The sequence below is a fragment of the Aeromonas allosaccharophila genome (genome assembly GCF_000819685.1).
In the GTDB taxonomy this organism is placed as follows: domain Bacteria; phylum Pseudomonadota; class Gammaproteobacteria; order Enterobacterales; family Aeromonadaceae; genus Aeromonas; species Aeromonas allosaccharophila.
Genome location: NZ_CDBR01000023.1, coordinates 91056 through 109999 on the forward strand (window position 1 = coordinate 91056; position 18944 = coordinate 109999).

Below are 18944 nucleotides of genomic sequence, written 5' to 3' on the forward strand. Positions count from 1 at the left end.
GATGTGATTTTGTACAATATGCCGCCCTAGAAAAGCAGCGACTAAACACCTTTATGTTCCTTGCCTCCGAGGTCTGGCTGCACCTGGGCGGAGGCTGAATTAATCCGTAAGGAGCTAAAATGCGTCATTACGAAATCGTCTTCATGGTTCATCCGGACCAGAGCGAGCAAGTACCCGGCATGATCGAGCGTTACACCGGCGCTATCACCACCTCCGGTGGCACCATTCATCGCCTGGAAGATTGGGGCCGTCGTCAGCTGGCTTACCCGATCGACAAACTGCACAAAGCCCACTACGTTCTGATGAACGTAGAAGCAGAGCAAGCCGTTATCGATGAGCTGGAAACCAACTTCCGCTTCAACGATGCCGTTATCCGCAACATGATCATGCGCACCAAGCACGCTGTGACTGAAGTTTCTCCGATGGCCAAGGCCAAGGAAGAGCGTTTTGTCCGTCGTGACGACGAGCGCCGTGAAGAAGCTACTGAAGCTGCTTCCGAAGAGTAATTCTGGATCACTGAATAGAGGATAAAGGCCATGGCACGTTATTTCCGTCGTCGTAAGTTCTGCCGCTTCACCGCCGAGAACGTTACCGAGATCGACTACAAAGATATCGTTACTCTGAAAAACTACGTCACTGAATCTGGCAAGATCGTACCGAGCCGTATCACCGGTACCCGCGCCAAGTATCAGCGTCAGCTGGCACGCGCCATCAAGCGTGCTCGTTACCTGGCTCTGCTGCCGTACACCGATCTGCACAACAAGTAAGAATCGGTCCGGCACTTAAGCCTAACTCAACGAAATTTATAGAGGAAAGGTAATGCAAGTTATCCTGCTCGACAAAATCGCCAAACTGGGCGGTCTGGGTGATCAAGTCGCTGTTAAAGCTGGCTACGCCCGTAACTATCTGATCCCGCAAGGCAAAGCTGTTATGGCTACCAAGGCTAACATCGAATCTTTCGATGCTCGCCGTGCTGAACTGGAAGCCAAACTGGCTGCCGGTAAAGCTGCCGCTGAAGAGCGCGCTGCCAAGCTGGCCGAACTGGCTGCCGTTGTTATCGCCTCCAAATCTGGCGACGAAGGCAAGCTGTTCGGTTCCATCGGTACCCGTGACGTGGCTGAAGCCATCACTGCTGCTGGTGTTGCTGTTGCCAAGAGCGAAGTCCGTATGGGCAACGTTCTGCGTAACACCGGTGAGTACGAAGTTGCCGTTCAGCTGCACGCTGACGTTAAAGCAACCGTACAGATCCAGGTTGTTGCCCTGTAATAGCGATTCGCTTTTGCAGAAAAAACCCGCGCTCTTGCGCGGGTTTTTTATTTTGGGGCCCGGGGGTAGAGTGAAGGTCTGTTCTGTTGGAGGAGATCTTTATGGCAGCCTGGGTCGAGGGTCGCGTCATCGAACGCATCGAGTGGACACCCACCCTGTTCTCCCTGCGCGTAGCGGCCGATCTGGCCCCCTACAAGGCAGGTCAATTCACCAAGCTGGCCCTCGAGCAGGGCGATCGCCGCATTCAGCGCGCCTACTCCTTCGTCAATCCTCCCTCTGCGCCATACCACGAGTTCTATCTAGTCGAGATCCCCAGTGGTGAACTGACCCCCTCGCTCGGCTCGCTGCAAGCCGGTGATACCCTGCTGGTGCAATCCCAGGCGACCGGCTTCCTGACGCTCGATGAGGTGCCCGCCGGGCGCGATCTCTGGCTGCTCTCGACCGGTACTGCCATCGGTCCGTTCCTCTCCATGCTGGCCGATGGCGAGGCCTTTAACCGTTTCGAGAATCTGGTGCTGGTACACGGGGTGCGCAAAGGCGAGGAGCTCAGTTATCAGCCACTTATCGCCAGTTTTGCCGGGCAATATGGCGAACGCTTTCGTTATGTTCCCTTTGTCAGCCGCGAGCCATGGCCCGAGGCGATGGCAGGGCGGATCCCGGCTGCCATCGCCGAAGGTCGATTGCAGGCGCGAGTAGGGTTGGGCTTTTCACCCGAGCAGAGCCAGGTGCTGATCTGCGGTAATCCGGAGATGGTGAAAGAGACCCAGCAGACCTTGCTGGCGCTGGGGTTGGCCAAGAATCTGCGGCGGGCGCCGGGCAATATCAGTGCGGAGAATTACTGGTAAAACAACAAGCACAGGGGCATCAAGCCCCTGCTGCATAAGGAACCGGGGTCAGTTCTTCTTGCCGTTGCCCTTGTTCTTGTCATGGTGTTTGTCGTGACCCTGTCCCGGGTTATTGCCGCTGTGGATACTGCGGTTGTAGTGATCCCGGTACTTGCCATCCATCTTGTCGCAGTTGAGCTTGATCCGGCTGTCGCCGATGCCAAGATCCAGGCAGTTGTCCTGCCACCAGTCGTACTCTTTGTCATCCCAGTCGAGATTGAGCTTGATGTCATCGCCGGAGATCTTGATGCCATCACCACTCTTGTTGGGCGGGGCTGCAACAGCGATGCCGTGCGCCATCAGCAGGGAGAGCAGCAGGGCGTTTTTGTTCAGCATGGTTCTGGTCGGTGCGCTCATATTGCAATACTCCATGACATTACTGGTTATTACCCTGAGGGGCGGAGAGCTGGTTGGTGCTGGGTGGCTGATTGCGGTTCTCTTCATCTTCCAGATTGAATTTGACCGCCTTGCAGTCGGCTGGAGCGGTTTCGCCGATCCCCAGATCGAGGCAGTCGTTCTGGGTCCAGCCGAACTGCTTGTCATCCCAGTCCAGATTGAATTTAAGCTCATCGACGGAGAATTCGGAGCCACTGCTCTCTTGATATTGCTGTGTCGCAGCGGCGCTGCCGCTAATCAGAAGAAGGGAGAGTAGCAAAGTGGTCTTACTGTTCATGATGGCCTCGGATAATTGCAACGGTGGATGAGTCTACTGATCGGGGCTGAACCCGAGCGGAACCGTAGTGCATCTCACCATTCGATTAAGTCAGGAGGGGATTGTATCGCGTTTCTGCTGCCGATTTGTCCGTTTTGGTCGCACTCTGGGCAGCTGGTTGTCAATCTGAAGGAATTCAGTCATTTGCCCTTCTCTACGCGGGCTCGACGACTATAATCGGCAGCCAACTTTTCCTGCACAGCACACCCCTTCATCATGACCACACAGGACTCCTCCGCGCTGCGCTACCCCAAGGGGTGGTTTGCTCTGACGACGGTATACAGTTTCACCGGGTTGGCCATTCTGGCTTCCATCATCTTCTCCCTGCTGCTGTTCCTCTCCATCGATGACAATCCGCTGATGAAGTGGCTGTTTGGCGGGCTGGCCATCATTTTCGAACTGGGCAAGTTTTACGTCTGGTACGAGTACGGTGAGCGCAAGGCGCGGCGGGATCTGGGCGGCGCCTTCTGGTCGTTGCTGTTCTACAGCGTGCTGGCGGCCATCTCCATCGGCGGCAGTATCGGCGGCATCAACAGCGCCACCAACACGGTACTGAGCCAGCAAGCGCGCCACGAGCGGGAGCTTGCCCGCTTCGACGAGCAGATCGCCAGCATCGAGCGGCAGATCCAGCTCAACGAGGAGGCGGCCCGCAAATATATCGAGCTGGAGCGCATCTCTAGCGGCGTCTCCTCGTTGCAGCACGCCAACACCAAGCTGCGCTTGCAGCAGGATGAGCTGCGCCAGCAGCGCGATGCCAAGCCGGTCAACGAACAATCCTCCATGCTGGGACTGATGAGCAGTCTGGCGGACGGGGTGGGGATGAGCATCAGTCAGGTGCAGTTCCTGTTGGTCTGCTTCCTCTCGGTGCTGCTCGACGTGTTTGGCGCCTTCTTCGTCAGCTTGATCGGCGAGGAGAACCGCTTTCGCCGGATGTGGCGCTGGCAGCGGGAGCAAGCCCGCCTTGAGGCGCAGGAAGCACTGGCGATGGCGGCCCAGCACGAGCCCATGATGCCCCCAGAGCCTGCTCCCGAGATGCTGGCACAGGTGCGCGGTGCGCTGGTGAGCGGTGAGCTCAAGTGCAGCAAGCGCTCGGTGGCGCAGGCGCTGTCACTCTCGCTGGAGGAGGTGGATCGGGTGTTCCACCATCTGCTGTCGCAAGGGGTACTGGGGCAGGGGAGTAATCGCCACTACTACCTCAATCCGGCGCTGGAGCAGCAACCCGGATAATGAGAAGGCCACCGGAACGCGGTGGCCTTTGTCGTTATCGAGTGGCGGTAGCACTCAGTGAGTCAGCACCATCATCAGGCTGAGGAAAGCGGCCAGTCCGCCACCGATGCCGATGATCCAGTAAAATCCCTTGGCCCCCTGTTTGAGCGGGATGCGGAAGTAGAGCAGAAACGCCCACCACCCCAGTGCCAGCAACAGAGGAATAAGAAACATTCGAGCCATGGTGTCCTCGCTGTTATTCTGTTGACCCTTGATCAATCAACAGGATGGATTGTGCAATGACGCAACTACAGATTACCGCATTCGGTGACCCCTCGGTACTCAAGCTCAACCCTTCCCTCGACAAGGTGCCTGCCGATGGCGAAGTGCGGGTGCGCATCTGCTTTGCGGGGGTCAACCCCATCGATGCCAAAACCCGTGCCGGTCTTGGCTGGGCGGCTGCCCAGAACAAGGACAAGCTACCCTGGACGCCGGGTTATGACGTCTCCGGCGTGGTGGAGAAGGTGGGCCTCGGGGTGACCTCGCTGGTCGAGGGGGATTTGGTGTGCGGCATGGTCGGTTTTCCCCTTACCGCAGGTGGCTACGGGGAGTCTGTGGTGGCAAGCGAAGGCGAGCTGGTCAAGCTCGACGGAGTGAGCCTGCAGCAGGGGGCGGCGCTGCCACTGGCCGGTCTCACCGCCTGGCAGGGGCTGCTTGAGCACGGCGGCCTCCAGAGCGGTCAGCGGGTATTGATCCTCGCCGGTGCCGGTGGTGTCGGCCATCTGGCGGTGCAGTTTGCCAGCGCCTATGGCGCCGAGGTGGTGGCTACCGCCAGCCCCGACAACCATGGCTTCCTCCATGCTCTGGGGGCGCGCTGGATGGTGGATTACCACGACGCGAACTGGCCAGCACGGGTGGTGGCAGAGGTCGGCCAGGTCGATCTGGTGCTGGATCTGGTAGGCGGTGAGAGCGGCAAGGCGGCGCTGGCGTGCGTCAAGTCGGGTGGCCGCCTGGTGACGGTGCCCACCATTACCGCCCAGCAGATCAAGGATGCAGGGGCTGCGGCGGGTATCGAGGTGGTCGGCATGCTGGTTCACCCTGACCAGAAGCAGTTGAGCCAGATGTTGGTGCTGCTGCGTCAGGGGGAGGTGAAGGTCACCCTCGCCGGTGAGTTCGCTCTGGCTGAGGGGGCGCTGGCCCATCAGGCTATCGAAGGGGGCCATGTGCGCGGCAAGCTGCTGCTGCGGATGCCTGCGGCCGACGGCTATCCCGGATGAGCGAGATGATGGAGATGGGGCTGGGGTGGCTCTTTTTAAGCGCCTTTACCTCCGCCACCCTGCTGCCCGGCAGCTCCGAAGTGCTGCTGGGGGCCATGGTGGCCAAGGGGGAGTGGAGCATGGCGAGCCTGCTACTGTGGGCGACGCTGGGCAATACCCTCGGCTCCATGACCACCTGGTGGCTCGGCTGGCTCGCCACCTTCAAGAAAAAACCGGAAGATTTTCAAGGCCGTGGGGAACAAAAAGCCTTAGGCTGGCTCAAACAACATGGTCACTGGTGTCTGCTGCTTGCCTGGACGCCGGTGGTCGGTGATGGTCTCTGTCTGTTGGCCGGTTGGCTGCGCCTCTCCTTCTGGCGCTCTCTCATTTTGATCGGGCTCGGCAAATTGTTCCGTTATGCCCTGGTTTTTCTGCTGGCCAGTCACATTTTCTAGCCTGTTTTTGTCACTCACGAGGTTACCGTGAACAAAGTCATACCTTTAACGATTCTGCTGGGCTTCACCCTGCCGGTGCTGGCGGCACCGACCCTGATCGCCGAACAGGGCAAGGAGGAGGGCAAGCTCGCCATCCCCTACCAGATGTACAAGCTGGACAACGGCCTGACCGTGATCCTGGCCCCCGATCGCTCCGATCCGCTGGTGCACCTCGATGTGACCTATCACGTCGGCTCATCCCGCGAGACGGTCGGCAAGTCCGGTTTCGCCCACTTCTTCGAGCACATGATGTTCCAGGGCTCGAAACACGTCGGTGATCAGGAGCATATGCGGATCATCAACGAAGCCGGTGGCGACATGAATGGCACCACCAACAAGGACCGCACCAACTACTACGAGACAGTGCCTGCCAACCAGCTGGAAAAAGTGCTCTGGCTGGAGGCGGATCGGATGGGCTTCCTGCTCGATGCGGTGAGCCAGAAGAAGTTCGAGATCCAGCGCGCCACCGTCAAGAACGAACGGGCCCAGCGGGTCGATAACCAGCCGTACGGGCTGGTGAGCGAGAAGGTGGGGGAGGCGCTCTATCCGCGTACTCACCCTTACTCCTGGCAGCCTATCGGTTACGTGGAAGATCTCGACCGGGTCGATGTGAACGACCTCAAGCAGTTCTTCCTGCGCTGGTATGGCCCCAACAACGCCACCCTGACTCTGGGCGGCGACTTTGACAGCAAGCAGGCCCTCGAGTGGATCGAGAAGTACTTCGGCTCCATCCCGCGCGGCCCGGACGTGGCCGAGCCGACGCCGAAGCCGGTGACTCTGCCCGAGACCCGCTACGTGACGCTGCAGGACAAGGTGCACCTGCCGCTGCTCTATATCAGCTACCCCACCGTATCCCTTGGTGACCCGCAGGAGCCTGCGCTCGACATGTTTGCCGACGTACTGGGCGGTTCCGCCAGCTCCATGCTTTACCAGTCGCTGGTGAAAACCGGCAAGGCGATCGATGTGGGGGCGTCCCACTACTGCGAAGAGCTGGCCTGTACCCTCACCGTCTACGCCTACCCCAACCCGTCGCAGGATGGCAGCCTCAAGACCCTCAAGGGAGAGGTGGACAAGGTGATCGGCGAGTTCGCCCAGCGCGGTCTCAAGCCGGAAGATCTGGAGAAGGCGATCGCCAAGTACCGTGCCTCCGCCATCTGGGGGCTCGATAGCGTCTCCGGCAAGGTGAGCCAGCTCGCCATGGGCCAGGTGTTTACCCAGGATCCCAACTATGTGTTCAAGACTCTCGATGCCATCGGCAAGGTGACACCGGAGCAGGTGAAGGCCGCCTACGACCAGTTCATCGCCGGCAAGCCGGCGGTAGTGCTGAGCGTGGTGCCCAAGGGTAAGACAGAGTGGCAGGTCGCCACCCCGAACTTTACCCCCGCCAAGCGCGAGCTGCCGGATTACAGCAAGCATGGCGAAGCGCTGGCCGAACGACCGGTGAAAGACAATTTCGATCGCAGCGTGCAGCCCAAGGCAAGCGAGGTGGTGAGCGTCAAGGTGCCCGCCATCTGGCACGGCAAGCTCGACAAGAACATCGAAATTATCGGCACCAAGAGTGACGAGATCCCCGCGGTCTCCATCATGATCGCCTTGCCGGGCGGCATTCGTGCCGAAGATAAGGGGCAACTGGGGCTGGCCAATCTGACCGCCGCCATGATGGGGCAGGGCACGGTGCGCCTGACCGAGGCTCAGCTCAGTGACGAGCTGCAAAAGCTGGGTTCTTCCATCGATGTCTCCAGTGCCCAGTACAACAACCTGATCACCGTCAGCTCGCTGGCGGACAAGTTGCCCCAGACGCTGGCGCTGGTGCGCGAGGTGCTGGAGCGCCCGGGCATGCGGGAGGCGGACTTCGAGCGGGTCAAGGCGCAGCTGCTGCAAGGGATGCAACAAGCGCAGCAACAGCCCGAGTGGCTGGCTGGGCAGGCGTTCCGCGAGCTGGTCTACGGCAAGCAGAACCGCCTCGGTCAACCTACCGACGGGGTGCCGGCCGATGTGGCCAAGCTGACGCTGGCGGATGTGAAGCACTTCTATCAGGCCTACTACAACCCCACCAATGCCAAAGTGGTGGTGGTCGGTGATGTGGGCCAGAAGCAGATCGAGGAGCAACTGGGCTTCCTGACCGAGTGGAAGGGGGCCACGCCGACCCTGGGGGATCTCAAGCCCAAGGGTGAGCAGGCCAAGCCGGGCATCTATCTGGTGGACAAGCCGGGGGCGCCCCAGTCGGTGATCCGCATCGGTCGTCGCGCCATGGCGTTTGATACCACGGGGGATTACTTCACCGCCGGGCTGATGAACTTCAACCTGGGGGGCAACTTCAACAGCCGCATCAACCTCAACCTGCGCGAAGACAAGGGCTACACCTACGGGGCCAGCTCGGGCTTCTCCGCCAATCGCGAGGTGGGCACCTTCGCCACCGGCGCCAATGTGCGGGCCGATGCGACCGTGGATGCCATCCGCCAGTTCCTCAAGGAGATGGACAACTACCGCAAGAGCGGCCCGACGCCGGTCGAGCTGGCCTATATGCGCAGTGCGGTTTCCCAGCAGGATGCGCTCTCTTACGAGACCCTCGGCCAGAAGGCGGGCTTCCTGCTGCAGATGGTGATGTATGACCTGAAGCCGGACTATGTGCAGGAGCAGAACAAGCTGATCAAGACAGTGTCGCCCGAGGCGCTGAAGGCCAGTGCCGCCCGTTGGCTCAATCCGGCCGACATGGTGATCGTGGTGGTGGGAGACAAGCAAAAGCTTGAAAAACCCCTGCAGGAGCTTCATCTTCCCATCTATCCGCTGCAGTTGCCGTAACTGACGCTTTATAAAAATCAAGAGCCGCCCCGGATGGGGCGGCCTCACATGAGCCGTGAATATGACTACAACAAGCTTGTCGCTCACCGAGTTGCTGAATGCGTTGGGATCACCGGAGCGCCGCACCGCGCTCAAGGGGATCCGGCGCGGGATCGAACGTGAATGCCTGCGCATCACGCCGGATGGCCGACTCGCCCAGAGTGACCATCCCCGGGCGCTGGGCTCGGCCCTGACCCATCCCAATATCACCACCGACTACTCGGAGAGCCTGCTGGAGTTCATCACCCCGGCCACCGACTCCATCGACAGCCTGATGGAGCAGCTCGGCGACATCCATCACCATGTGATTCAGCATCTGGGTGACGAGCGGATTTGGCCGCTCTCCATGCCCTGCTTCGTCGGCGGGGAAGAGAGCATCCGGCTGGCCCAATACGGCAGCTCCAACATCGGCAAGATGAAGACCCTCTACCGTCAGGGCTTGAAGAACCGCTACGGCAGCCTGATGCAGGTGATCGCCGGGGTGCACTTCAACTTCTCCATGCCCGACAGCTTCTGGTGCGAGTGGCAGGATCTGGAGTGTGTCGGCTGCTGCAGCCAGCGCTTTATCTCCGACAAGTACATGGGACTTATTCGCAACGTCTACCGCTTCGGCTGGCTGGTGCCCTATCTGTTTGGTGCCTCCCCGGCCATCTGCGAATCCTTCCTCAAAGGGCGCAAGAGCAACCTGCCGTTCGAGAAGACCGGCAAGGGGACTCTCTATCTACCTTACGCCACCGCGCTGCGTCTCTCCGATCTCGGCTACACCAACAGTTCCCAGGCAGGGCTCAAGATCAGCCACGACAGCCTGCCAGCCTATGTCAGCAGCCTGCGCCGTGCCATCAATACCCATGACCCCGAGTTCGCCAAGATCGGAGTCAAGGTGAATGGGGAGTACCGTCAGCTCAACGACAACGTGCTGCAGCTGGAGAACGAGCTCTACGCCCCGATACGCCCCAAGCGGACCCCACGCAGCGGCGAGAAGCCCTCGGATGCGCTGGATCAGCGCGGTATCGAATACATCGAGCTGCGCACCGTGGACGTCAACCCCTTCACCCCGCTCGGCATCGACGCCGACCAGATCCGCTTCTTCGATCTGTTCCTGGTCTGGTGCCTGCTGCGCCCGTCTGCGGTGCTGAGTGACGAGGAGATTGCCCGCAACCGTCGCAACCAGAACAAGGTAGTGCTGGAAGGGCGTCGTCCCGGCCTGACGCTTGAAGATGAGCAGGGCAATGCCATTGGCCTCAAAGAGTACGGCCTCAAGCTGTTCGACGAGCTGGCTCAGGTGGCCGAGCTGCTGGATCGCTGCTGTGGCCGCAACCGCTACCGCGAGACGCTGGCGATGCATCGCGAGAAGCTGCTCAACCCCGAGCTCACCTACTCCGCCCGCATGCTCAAGGAGCTGCTGGAGAGTGGCAAGGACAACGGCTGCTACGGCGACAAGCTGGCGACCCGCTATCGCGAGGAGTTGCTGGCAGGGGAGCTGCAGTACTGGGATGAGGCCTACTTTGCCGGTGAGGCGAAGGATTCGCTGGCCAAGCAGCGGGAGCGCGAGCGCAGCGATAGCCTGTCGTTTGATGACTTCCTGGCCGACTACTTCGGGACCAGCAAGACCCTGGCCTGACGGGATCCGCTGCTGCAAGCCGCTCTTTGGAGCGGCTTTTTTATTGGCGGTTTGCAGTGGGCCGTCGGCCTGTCACGGGCCCGAAAATAACTGTGAGTCAGCCTTCACTTCAGCAGAGCGATTGGCGGTTTTATTGCCAATCCGCTCACATATCCCTCTTTTTCAGCTTGAGCCTGATGGGCTTGCCGCCTAATTTCTCGATCACTGAAACGATTCAGCTTTCACGAAAACCATTCACAAGAACAAGAGACACGAGGATAAATCCATGTTGAAGAAACTCTCCATTGCCGTTCTGCTCGCCCTGGGCGCGAGCTCAGGCCAGGCCGCCGAATTCCTGTTGACCGACTCCCAGCAGGGGCTGGATGTGGGGGATTGGAAGATAAGCAGCGACAAGCTGGGTATCAAGAGTCAGGTTCCTTTCTCCATCGAGAAGAAGCGGCTGCACGGCGGACGGCAGGAGGGAGTGGATCTGTTGATCGTCGACAACGGCGTGATGAAAATTACCCTGGTGCCGACCCGAGGCATGGGGATCAAGGAGGTCAAGGGCGCCGATCTGCGCCTCGGTTGGGATTCTCCCGTCAAGGAGGTGGTCAACCCGGCCTTCATCGATCTGGAGAGCCGCGCCGGTCTCGGTTGGCTCGATGGCTTCAATGAGATGTTGGTGCGCTGCGGTTACGAGTGGACAGGTCACCCCGGGGTGGACGATGACGGTCGACTCAAGAGCCTGCATGGCCGGGTGCAGAACATACCGGCATCCGTGGTCAGCGTGACTATCGATGAGGAGCCGCCCTATGCCATTCATGTGCTGGGTAGAGTGGATGAGCGCACCTTCAAGATGAGCGAGCTGGTGACCTGGACCCAGCTGAGCGTAGTGCCCGGTCAGGCGGAATTTTCCCTGCAGGACAAGCTGACCAACCACGCGGATTATGAGAACGAGTACCAGATCATCTACCACAGCAATTTCGGGGCGCCGATCCTGGAAGAGGGAGCGCAAGTCAGCACGCCGGTGAAGCAGATTTCCCCGTTCAACGACTACGCCAAGGCAGGCCTGAAGAGCTGGCAAACTTATCTGGGGCCGACCAAGGGCTTCGACGAGATGGTGTTCAACCTGGTGCCTTACAGCGATGCCAATGGCAACACCCTGGCGGTGCTGAACAACAAAGCTGGCAGCGCCGGGGTGGCGGTGGGTTACAACACCAAACAGTTACCTGTGCTGACGCTGTGGAAGAACACCGACACCCGGGCCCAGGGGTATGTGACGGGTATCGAGCCTGGCACCAGCTATGCCTACAGCACCAAGTACCAGCGTCCGCTGGGGCTGGTGCCCAAGATCCAGCCGGGCGAGACCAAGACCTTCGATCTGACTTATCGTCTGCTGCGCAATGGGGATGAGGTGAAGCAGGCGCTGGCAGAGGTGGACAAGATCCAGGGGGGGCGTCCCACCGAGATGCGCGAGTTGCCACTGGTCAAGCTCCCCTGATCTCTTGTCAGACAGTAAAAAGCCGCTCGATGAGCGGCTTTTTTATTGCTTGGAACCTGAGCGATATCAGACGTGGTTATACATGGCCTCGATTTCGCTCTGGTACTTGGCCTCGATGATCTTGCGGCGCAGCTTCATGGTGGGGGTGAGTTCACCCAGCTCCATGGAGAAGGCGCTCGGCAGCAGGGTGAACTTCTTCACCTGCTCGAACTTGGCCAGCTCTTTTTGCAAGTCGGCGATGCGGGCCTCGAAGAACTCCTTCACCCGGGAGTTGCGCAGCAGCTCGCTCTTGCACTGGTACTGCAGGTTGATGGAGCGGGCGTACTCTTCCAGCGACTCGAAGCAGGGGACGATCAGTGCCGAGACGAAGTGGCGGGCATCGGCGACGATGGCGATCTGCTCGATAAAGCGATCCTTGCCGATGGTCCCTTCCACCAGTTGCGGGGCCACATATTTGCCGTTGGAGGTCTTCATTAGCTCCTTGAGGCGCTCGGTGAAGTAGATATTGCCCTGGCTATCGAGCTCACCGGCATCGCCGGTACGCAGGAAGCCATCTTCGGTCATCACCTCGGCGGTGGCGTCCGGCTTGTTGTAGTAGCCGCGCATCACGGTGGGGGAGCGCACCAGCAGCTCGTTGTTCTCACCCAGCTTCACTTCGATGCCGTTCAGAGCCGTGCCGATGGAGCCGAGCTTGAACTGGCTGTCTTCATAGCAGCAGACGGTGGCGGTGGTTTCGGTCATGCCGTAGCCGTACTTGAGATTGAGCCCCATCGCCTGGAAGAAGAGGTTTACATCGTCGGCGAGACGGGCGCCTGCCACCGGCAGGAAGCGGGTACGGCCGCCAAAGCGGGCACGCAGCTTGCGAAACACCAGTCGCTCCGCCAGCCAGAGCTGGGCATAGAGTTGCGGGGAGGCGGATTTGCCCGCCTGACGGGTAGCAACCATCTGCTTGCCTACCTTGGTCGCCCAGCCAAACAGGGCGCGACGCAGGGCCGGCGCCTGAGCCACCTTGGCCTGGATCATGGCGTAGGCCTTCTCGTAGAGGCGCGGCACGGCGCACATCACGGTCGGTTGTACTTCGCCAATCACATCCATCACTTTCTGCGGGTCGCGGATATAGACGTTTTCGCCACCGCAGTAGAGCACGTAGAAACTCCAGACCCGCTCGAACACATGGCTGAGCGGCAGCATGCAGAGCGACACATCCTGCGGATTAAGGTCGAGGCGGCTGTTGTGCATTTCGAAACAGGCGGCAACGTTGGCAAAATCGAGCATCACCCCCTTGGGTTCGCCGGTGGTGCCGGAGGTGTAGATCAGGGTCAGCAGGTCGTCCATCCGGTACTGACTCTCGCGCTCGTGCAGCACCTGTTCACTTGGCTGATGGTTGCCGGAGACCAGAAACTCCTGGAAGTGGCTCGCTTGCGGACAGCCGCGCAGGTTGACGCTGCCATCGAGGGCGACGATCTGGCGGATTTCGCCATCCTCTAACAAGTTAAGCGCCTGATCGAACTGGGGCTGTTCCCCGACGAACAGCAGGCCGATGTTGGCATCGCGCACGATATAGCGCAGCTGTTCGAGGGTGCTGGTGGGGTAGATTGGGACACTGACGCCGCGGGCGGCAAGGATGCCGAGATCGGCCTGGGTCCACTCCGGCATGTTGCGGGCGTAGATGCCGACCATTTCGGTTGGCTGGTGGCCGGCACGGATCAGCGCCTGGGCGCAGTAGTCCATGGCCTGGCCCAGAGTACGCCAGCCGATGGCGCGCCACTGGCCATCTTGCTGAACCCGCAGGACAGCCTTGTTGCCAAGCTGGGCAATACGTTCACGCATCAGTCGAACCAGATGAAGCTTCGGCATCAGTCAAACATCCTTTAATTACAGTTGTACGCCCGCGAGGGCACTAAAAATCGGGCTAGAGTTTAAACTCCAACATTACAGCTTACAAGTGTTCGCCGTTTGTCTTGGATCACAAAGAGTGCAAATAGCTACGCCTTCGGGCAGGCTGGCCGATACTGCAAGGGAGTGCAAAGAGGGTTAACGATATGAATCTGTGGGTGAAAGGGGCGTTGGCTGCAGTCGGGCTCATGGTGGTGGGGGGCTGTGCAGCCTGGTTCTTTTTTGGCAAGGGGGCACAGGGGCCCGCCAATCCCTGGTATCAGGGAGCCGAGGGGTATCATCAGGCCCAGCAACAGGCGCTGGCGTTGGGTTATCCGCTGCTCTATGTGCTGGAGACCCCCAAGTGCCGCCGCTGCGGCGATCTGGAGAAGAAATTCTGGCAGAGCAAGGAGATGGCAGGCCCGCTCGCCCGGCTGGTGAAGGTGCGGCTCAACCCGGGCAAGGGGGATGGCAGCGAGCAGATCCTGCGCCGCTTTCCCAAGGTCGCCACACCGCCCGGTATCTATATCCAGCAGCCGGGGCAGCCCCTCAGGCCCATCAAGGTCGTGGTGGATATCGACCAGATCTGGATGCCGGGAAAAACCTGGCAGCGGGGCTTCTATATGCCGCTCTCTGCCGCCGGATTCGAGGCGGTGGTGCACACAACCCTCTCCTTGCAGGATCCTGCGCTGGATAACGCCCCCCTCGATTGAAGGGGAACAAGGTGCCGGAGTGCGGCGAACAGGCTGTATCAGCCGAAATCGAACAGCCGCGACATTAGCACTGCATCTTCCCGATCGTTGCCAGTGCCGTAGTAGTCGGCGCGGCGGCAATATTCGGCAAAACCGGCGCTCTCGTAGAGGTTGATGGCGGTCTGGTTACCGGCCCGCACCTCGAGAAACCAGGCCTCTGCGCCGGCTTGCTTGCTGCGTGCCAGATAGGCCTGCAACAGCGCCCGTCCCAACCCCTTGCCCTGAAACGCCGGATGCACGCAGATGTTCATCAGCGAGCTGTCACCGGCCACCAGATCCGAGATATAGAAGCCCGCCGGGCGGCCATCTACCAGCATCAAGCCGTTGAGATAGCGAGGGCCGAAGCAGGAGAGCAGGTTGGCCTGACTCCACGGCTCCTTGTGAGCGGCTTGCTCGATGGGGTAGACAAGGTCGAAATCGCTCTCGAGCAGGGGACGAAACTCAGGCATGGGGGCTCCGGATGGCAGCATTGTGGGCACCAGGGTTGGCAGAGGCGGCGGCAGGGGCAGCGTGTGTAAAATCAGGTAAAAAGAGCAGCATCACGGTGGGGCTTGGCGGCATGATGCAGGATCACGCCGCGCTGGCCGCAAGGTGCTGGCGCAGTTGTTGCCACAGGGCGCGCTTTTGCGCGGCGCTGGGGGCGAGCGGGCAGATTAGCGCATCCGGCCGCGCGGGGTTGGCCTCCGTCAGCCAGAGCAGCGGTGAGGCGTCCGCCCTTTGCAGGTCGGCGGGCGGCAGCTCGCTGAGCAGGGAGACCTCATCGGGCGTCATACCGAGCAGCTGGCAGATATCCGCCAGCAGCGTGGTGGCAGGCAGGCTAGGTGCCAGCAGCCAGAGTTTGCCGCTGGGCAGCGGTGCGCTGCTGGCCGGGGCCGTCTGGCCGGTATGTTGCTCAAGTTCGGGAGCAGGTTCTGCGCCCAGCAATGCCGGACGACGCAGCTGCCAGCTTTGAATGCCCATGCGGGCCAACATGCTCTGACGAACGGGATCTTGCATCTGGGGCGACTCACTCTTGATCTGCATTGGGGAAAATCGTGTTGCGCAGGGTACACTCGAACCGGTTTTGCTGCACCCTTTGCAACGTATCATCTGGCGCATGCGGGTATGACACGCTGGCCATGATGCTGATAACCACTCTGGCCACGTATGGGCGCTGCAACGGTATCGCACCGCCTTGGCGTTTTTTCCTGCCAGAGTCGGGTATTCTGCGGCAAGAGATACCAGAATAAACATCATAACAAGACAAAACCCAAGGTCGAACAAATGGATATCGCACCTTGGGGCTATCATCATCCCAGCTTCGGAACAGTCTCTATGTCGTCTTTAGCTCAAGCCCAGAACCCCGCGCGTCTTATTCCCATCCAGGAGCGGCTGCCCCGGCTGCTGGCGGCCCTTGGCGAGGGGCTCTACGAACGGCAGGATGCCCTGCGCCTCGGTCTGCTGGCCGCCCTCAGTGGCGAGAGCCTCTTCTTGCTGGGCCCGCCCGGCATCGCCAAGAGCCTGATTGCCCGCCGCCTCAAGCTGGCATTTCACGACGCTCGCCATTTTGAATACCTGATGACCCGTTTCAGTACGCCGGAGGAGGTGTTTGGCCCTCTCTCCATTCAGGCGTTGAAGGAGGATGGCAAATACCTGCGCCTCACCGCCGGTTATCTGCCGGAGGCCGAGGTGGTGTTCCTCGACGAGATCTGGAAGGCGGGCCCCGCCATCCTCAACACCCTGCTCACCGCCATCAACGAGCGGCAGTTCCGCAATGGCGACAGCCAGCACCCCATCCCGATGCGCTTGCTGGTGACCGCCTCCAACGAGCTGCCGGCGCCGGATAGCGGGCTGGAGGCGCTCTACGACCGGATGCTGGTGCGGATCTGGATGGACCGGGTGCAGGAGAAGTCGAATTTTCAGGCGATGCTGGCCAGTGATGGCCATGCCCACCAGAACTTGCCGGAATCCTTGCAGATCCGGGGGGATGAGTACGAGCAGTGGCAGAGCCAGATTGAGCAGGTGCGCCTGCCTGATGCCTGTTTCGAGCTGATCTATCAACTGCGCCAGCAGCTCGATAGCCAGCTGGCCCACCGCTGTTATGTGTCGGATCGCCGCTGGAAGAAGGCGGTACGGCTTATCAAGGCGAGTGCCTTCTTCAATGGCCGCGACGAGGTGGCCCCCCTCGACCTGCTGCTGTTCAAGGATTGCCTCTGGCATGACGAGGAGTCCCGCACCACCCTGATGGAGATGATGACCGAGTTCTCCCGTCTCTATGGTTATCAGCAACTGGCGATGACCCGCCAGCTGCTGGCGCTGCGCGATCAGTTCAAACAGCTGAAACAGAGCGTGGCCCAGCGGCTCTGCACCAAAGCGCGCCAGCGCAAGCAGTGGTTTGGCCGCCGCGCCCGGGGCATCGAGATCCCGCTCGCCAATGCCAGACCCTTTGGCAAGCAGGTGCACTTTCATCTGCTCACTCCGGCGCCGCTGGATGGCAGCGATCCCGAGCGCCTCACTCGCACACTGGTGTTCGATCGCACCCTGCTCTCCCACTGGCGCCCCACCGGCGAGGCGCTGGTCGGCTATCAGTTCGGCAACCCGAAAGAGGGGCACTACGAGCTGGTGCTCGATGATGAACTGCGGCTGCAGGTGCTCGATATCCAGCGCCAGCAGATCCCGCTGGTATTGATGGAGCGCAACGCCATTCCCGAAGTGGTGCTGGAGCCCTGGTTGCAGGCGCTCGACGAGCAACTGGTCCAGGTCGGCAAGGTGATGCAGGAACTCAAACAGCAGCGCAGCCTGTTCGAGCGTCATCAACAACACCTCTTTATCGCCTCACGCTGGCTGCAGCAGGTGGAAGACAGTTTCTTCGTGCTGAACCGGGATCTCGAACTGTTGCGCAGCGAGTTGGTGCAGTGGCGCGAACGGTTGCCAAGGCTGGACGAGTAAGGAGCGCTCATGCTTGAGATCGGCATGCTGGATCTGGGGCTCCTGATGGGCGAAGGGGAGCTGGCGGGAGAGGTGGTGGCGCTGCTGGCGGCCTCTCCCAAGATTTCCGAATTTATCCGGCGCTCTCCGCTGCAGGGCAAGCTGCTGAAAAAGCGCCTGCAGAGCTGGGGCGAGCAGCTTGGCGAGGAGATCCGTCACAAGCCGGTGCCGGTGGCGCTGGAGCAGGAGTACCTGCTCTATCAGGCGCACCGGCAACTGCCGATGACCGAGTTGATTGGTCGCCTGCCCGGCCTGCTGGAGTCGCTGGAGCAGTACAGCCCCTTCGCCGGTGAGGCCCGATCCTTGGTGCGCCAGCTGATGGCTCACCCCACCGAGGGGCTGCGCCAGCTCTTTATCGACAAGTGGCGAGCCAGTCTGGTGGGGAGCCTGTTGCAGTTGCAGCAGCAGATCGCCGAGGCGGAGCGGGAGAAGCAGCGTCAGGAGATTGAAGATCAGCTGCTGGCGAGCCGCACCTTGGCCGATGCCCTCGATCCCAACCAGATTTCCGCTGGCGGCCTTTGGGATCTGGCGCAGGGACACTGGCACAAGCGCAGTCTGGTGCTGATCAAGCAATATGCCCGCATGTTGCAGCGCGAGCCCTTGCTGGCGGAGATCGCGGGTCTGCTCGGGCGCAGCGAGCGGGATCGGCGAGCGCAGGAACAACCGGTGCCGCCGGTCGAGGTGCTGGAGCTGGAGCCCGCCCCCAGCGATGATGTGCCGGACGATCTGGTGGGCATTCATCAGGCCAGCGATCTGATGCGGCTATTGCCAAGCGAGGCGGTGATGCTGGGGCTGCCGGAGCTGGAGCTGGAGTTCTATCGCCGCTATCTGGAGCGGCGCCTGCTCAGTTACCAGTCGCGCGGCACGTTGCCGCGCCAGCGCATCATGCTGCGCACCCCCGAGCAGGGCGGCAAGCAACTGCAGCAGCGTGGCCCTTTCATCGTCTGTGTCGATACCTCCGGCTCCATGGGCGGATATCCGGAGGAGTGTGCCAAGGCGCTGTTTCTGGCGTTGCTCAAGGTGGCGATGGATGAGAAGCGTGGCTGCTACCTGATGCTCTTCTCCACCGAGGTGGCGACCCTCGAGATCACCGCAGATACCGGTCTGGAGAAGGCGGAGCGCTTTCTCTCCATGAGTTTTCACGGTGGTACCGACCTGGTGCCTTGCCTGGAAAAAGCGCTGGCCAAGCTCGATGATCCCGCCTTTGCCAAGGCCGATGTGCTGGTCATCTCCGACTTTATTGCCCAGAGCCTGCCCCATCCCCTGCTCGATCAGATGAATCGCTATCGTCAGCGCCAGACCCGTTTTCACGCCGTCGCCATGTCCCGTCATGCCAAACCGGCCTTGCTGCGGGTGTTCGACAACAGCTGGCTGCTCGATTGCGGCTTGCGTGGTCGGTTGTTGCGGCGCTGGCAGCATCACTAGTAACCGGGAGGGCTCTACGTTACGTTGTGCCCTCTTGCCGCCGTGATTGTCCCGCGAGCGTCCAAGTCAATGATGTCGCTGTAAAATGTGACCAGACAGCCATTCGGGCGGCAGCGCGGGACTCAGGTCTTTACAACCCTTGTTGCAGGGGAAAAGATAGTGATT

Annotated in this window: 19 protein-coding genes; 13 read left to right on the top strand and 6 right to left on the bottom strand. The window is 60.6% G+C overall.

Going from position 1 to position 18944, the window contains the following annotated elements:
• Nucleotides 1–119: 119 nt before the first annotated feature.
• From rpsF to BN1115_RS04890, 4 genes are all read left to right on the top strand, one after another.
• On the top strand, nucleotides 120–506 hold the full coding sequence (gene rpsF, locus BN1115_RS04875) for a 30S ribosomal protein S6 (protein WP_033135470.1): 387 nt from the start codon (nucleotides 120–122) through the stop codon (nucleotides 504–506).
• Nucleotides 507–536: 30 nt separating this feature from the next.
• Nucleotides 537–767 carry a 30S ribosomal protein S18 gene (gene rpsR, locus BN1115_RS04880; RefSeq protein WP_005313392.1) on the top strand — a complete coding sequence of 77 codons (231 nt, stop codon included), beginning with the start codon at nucleotides 537–539 and terminating at the stop codon, nucleotides 765–767.
• Nucleotides 768–819: 52 nt separating this feature from the next.
• Nucleotides 820–1266: a 50S ribosomal protein L9 gene (rplI, locus tag BN1115_RS04885; RefSeq protein ID WP_042063007.1), complete on the top strand. Its 447-nt coding sequence runs from the start codon at nucleotides 820–822 to the stop codon at nucleotides 1264–1266.
• Between the two features lie 101 nt (nucleotides 1267–1367).
• On the top strand, nucleotides 1368–2111 hold the full coding sequence (locus BN1115_RS04890) for a ferredoxin--NADP reductase (protein ID WP_042656289.1): 744 nt from the start codon (nucleotides 1368–1370) through the stop codon (nucleotides 2109–2111).
• Nucleotides 2112–2159: 48 nt separating this feature from the next.
• Here the strand turns inward: BN1115_RS04890 and BN1115_RS04895 are convergent, their stop codons facing one another.
• Together BN1115_RS04895 and BN1115_RS04900 are read right to left on the bottom strand one after the other, a co-directional pair.
• Nucleotides 2160–2486, bottom strand: coding sequence for a hypothetical protein (locus BN1115_RS04895; protein ID WP_082034798.1), 327 nt, complete (start codon nucleotides 2484–2486; stop codon nucleotides 2160–2162).
• Between the two features lie 40 nt (nucleotides 2487–2526).
• Nucleotides 2527–2823 (bottom strand): hypothetical protein, encoded by a 297-nt coding sequence (locus BN1115_RS04900; protein ID WP_042656291.1) that lies wholly within the window; start codon nucleotides 2821–2823, stop codon nucleotides 2527–2529.
• 255 nt (nucleotides 2824–3078) lie between these two features.
• Here BN1115_RS04900 and BN1115_RS04905 point away from each other — a divergent pair, with 255 nt between their 5' ends.
• Nucleotides 3079–4089, top strand: coding sequence for a hypothetical protein (locus BN1115_RS04905; protein WP_042656292.1), 1011 nt, complete (start codon nucleotides 3079–3081; stop codon nucleotides 4087–4089).
• Between the two features lie 54 nt (nucleotides 4090–4143).
• Here BN1115_RS04905 and BN1115_RS22165 read toward each other — a convergent pair whose 3' ends face one another.
• Nucleotides 4144–4311 carry a hypothetical protein gene (locus BN1115_RS22165; protein ID WP_005308905.1) on the bottom strand — a complete coding sequence of 56 codons (168 nt, stop codon included), beginning with the start codon at nucleotides 4309–4311 and terminating at the stop codon, nucleotides 4144–4146.
• 56 nt (nucleotides 4312–4367) lie between these two features.
• Here BN1115_RS22165 and BN1115_RS04910 point away from each other — a divergent pair, with 56 nt between their 5' ends.
• The 5 genes from BN1115_RS04910 (at nucleotide 4368) to BN1115_RS04930 (ending at nucleotide 11760) form a co-directional block, all read left to right on the top strand.
• On the top strand, nucleotides 4368–5345 hold the full coding sequence (locus BN1115_RS04910) for an NADP-dependent oxidoreductase (RefSeq protein WP_050070489.1): 978 nt from the start codon (nucleotides 4368–4370) through the stop codon (nucleotides 5343–5345).
• Nucleotides 5342–5779, top strand: coding sequence for a YqaA family protein (locus BN1115_RS04915; RefSeq protein ID WP_042656294.1), 438 nt, complete (start codon nucleotides 5342–5344; stop codon nucleotides 5777–5779). Before BN1115_RS04910 ends, BN1115_RS04915 begins: the two co-directional genes overlap by 4 nt.
• A 27-nt stretch (nucleotides 5780–5806) precedes the next feature.
• Nucleotides 5807–8620, top strand: a complete 2814-nt coding sequence (locus tag BN1115_RS04920) for a M16 family metallopeptidase (RefSeq protein ID WP_042656295.1) — start codon at nucleotides 5807–5809, stop codon at nucleotides 8618–8620.
• A gap of 61 nt (nucleotides 8621–8681) precedes the next feature.
• Nucleotides 8682–10280: a glutamate--cysteine ligase gene (gene gshA / locus BN1115_RS04925; protein ID WP_042656296.1), complete on the top strand. Its 1599-nt coding sequence runs from the start codon at nucleotides 8682–8684 to the stop codon at nucleotides 10278–10280.
• A 265-nt stretch (nucleotides 10281–10545) separates the two neighbouring features.
• The gene (locus BN1115_RS04930; protein ID WP_042656297.1) at nucleotides 10546–11760 is read left to right on the top strand and encodes an aldose 1-epimerase family protein; all 1215 of its coding nucleotides are present in this window, start codon (nucleotides 10546–10548) and stop codon (nucleotides 11758–11760) included.
• Nucleotides 11761–11826: 66 nt separating this feature from the next.
• Here the strand turns inward: BN1115_RS04930 and BN1115_RS04935 are convergent, their stop codons facing one another.
• A complete protein-coding gene (locus BN1115_RS04935; protein WP_042656298.1) occupies nucleotides 11827–13617 on the bottom strand; it encodes an AMP-dependent synthetase/ligase in 1791 nt (596 codons plus the stop codon).
• 227 nt (nucleotides 13618–13844) lie between these two features.
• On the opposite strand from BN1115_RS04935, the gene BN1115_RS04940 reads away from it, so the two are divergent.
• On the top strand, nucleotides 13845–14348 hold the full coding sequence (locus BN1115_RS04940; protein ID WP_425247589.1) for a thioredoxin domain-containing protein: 504 nt from the start codon (nucleotides 13845–13847) through the stop codon (nucleotides 14346–14348).
• 38 nt (nucleotides 14349–14386) lie between these two features.
• On the opposite strand, the gene rimI is transcribed toward BN1115_RS04940, so the two are convergent.
• Together rimI and BN1115_RS04950 are read right to left on the bottom strand one after the other, a co-directional pair.
• On the bottom strand, nucleotides 14387–14836 hold the full coding sequence (rimI, locus tag BN1115_RS04945) for a ribosomal protein S18-alanine N-acetyltransferase (protein WP_042656300.1): 450 nt from the start codon (nucleotides 14834–14836) through the stop codon (nucleotides 14387–14389).
• 121 nt (nucleotides 14837–14957) lie between these two features.
• On the bottom strand, nucleotides 14958–15383 hold the full coding sequence (locus BN1115_RS04950; protein ID WP_042656344.1) for a DNA polymerase III subunit psi: 426 nt from the start codon (nucleotides 15381–15383) through the stop codon (nucleotides 14958–14960).
• 318 nt (nucleotides 15384–15701) lie between these two features.
• Between BN1115_RS04950 and BN1115_RS04955 the strand changes: the two genes are divergently transcribed.
• A complete protein-coding gene (locus BN1115_RS04955) occupies nucleotides 15702–17315 on the top strand; it encodes an ATPase RavA domain-containing protein (protein ID WP_042656301.1) in 1614 nt (537 codons plus the stop codon).
• A 9-nt stretch (nucleotides 17316–17324) separates the two neighbouring features.
• A complete protein-coding gene (gene viaA, locus BN1115_RS04960) occupies nucleotides 17325–18779 on the top strand; it encodes an ATPase RavA stimulator ViaA (RefSeq protein ID WP_042656302.1) in 1455 nt (484 codons plus the stop codon).
• Nucleotides 18780–18944 lie beyond the last annotated feature (165 nt).

Bases quoted from the DNA above. Each gene is read 5' to 3' on its own strand.
- rpsF (WP_033135470.1), top strand. From the start codon at position 120: ATGCGTCATTACGAAATCGTCTTCATGGTTCATCCGGACCAGAGCGAG.
- rpsR (WP_005313392.1), top strand. From the start codon at position 537: ATGGCACGTTATTTCCGTCGTCGTAAGTTCTGCCGCTTCACCGCCGAG.
- rplI (WP_042063007.1), top strand. From the start codon at position 820: ATGCAAGTTATCCTGCTCGACAAAATCGCCAAACTGGGCGGTCTGGGT.
- BN1115_RS04890 (WP_042656289.1), top strand. From the start codon at position 1,368: ATGGCAGCCTGGGTCGAGGGTCGCGTCATCGAACGCATCGAGTGGACA.
- BN1115_RS04895 (WP_082034798.1), bottom strand. From the start codon at position 2,486: ATGCTGAACAAAAACGCCCTGCTGCTCTCCCTGCTGATGGCGCACGGC.
- BN1115_RS04900 (WP_042656291.1), bottom strand. From the start codon at position 2,823: ATGAACAGTAAGACCACTTTGCTACTCTCCCTTCTTCTGATTAGCGGC.
- BN1115_RS04905 (WP_042656292.1), top strand. From the start codon at position 3,079: ATGACCACACAGGACTCCTCCGCGCTGCGCTACCCCAAGGGGTGGTTT.
- BN1115_RS22165 (WP_005308905.1), bottom strand. From the start codon at position 4,311: ATGGCTCGAATGTTTCTTATTCCTCTGTTGCTGGCACTGGGGTGGTGG.
- BN1115_RS04910 (WP_050070489.1), top strand. From the start codon at position 4,368: ATGACGCAACTACAGATTACCGCATTCGGTGACCCCTCGGTACTCAAG.
- BN1115_RS04915 (WP_042656294.1), top strand. From the start codon at position 5,342: ATGAGCGAGATGATGGAGATGGGGCTGGGGTGGCTCTTTTTAAGCGCC.
- gshA (WP_042656296.1), top strand. From the start codon at position 8,682: ATGACTACAACAAGCTTGTCGCTCACCGAGTTGCTGAATGCGTTGGGA.
- BN1115_RS04930 (WP_042656297.1), top strand. From the start codon at position 10,546: ATGTTGAAGAAACTCTCCATTGCCGTTCTGCTCGCCCTGGGCGCGAGC.
- BN1115_RS04935 (WP_042656298.1), bottom strand. From the start codon at position 13,617: ATGCCGAAGCTTCATCTGGTTCGACTGATGCGTGAACGTATTGCCCAG.
- BN1115_RS04940 (WP_425247589.1), top strand. From the start codon at position 13,845: ATGGTGGTGGGGGGCTGTGCAGCCTGGTTCTTTTTTGGCAAGGGGGCA.
- rimI (WP_042656300.1), bottom strand. From the start codon at position 14,836: ATGCCTGAGTTTCGTCCCCTGCTCGAGAGCGATTTCGACCTTGTCTAC.
- BN1115_RS04950 (WP_042656344.1), bottom strand. From the start codon at position 15,383: ATGCAAGATCCCGTTCGTCAGAGCATGTTGGCCCGCATGGGCATTCAA.
- BN1115_RS04955 (WP_042656301.1), top strand. From the start codon at position 15,702: ATGTCGTCTTTAGCTCAAGCCCAGAACCCCGCGCGTCTTATTCCCATC.
- viaA (WP_042656302.1), top strand. From the start codon at position 17,325: ATGCTTGAGATCGGCATGCTGGATCTGGGGCTCCTGATGGGCGAAGGG.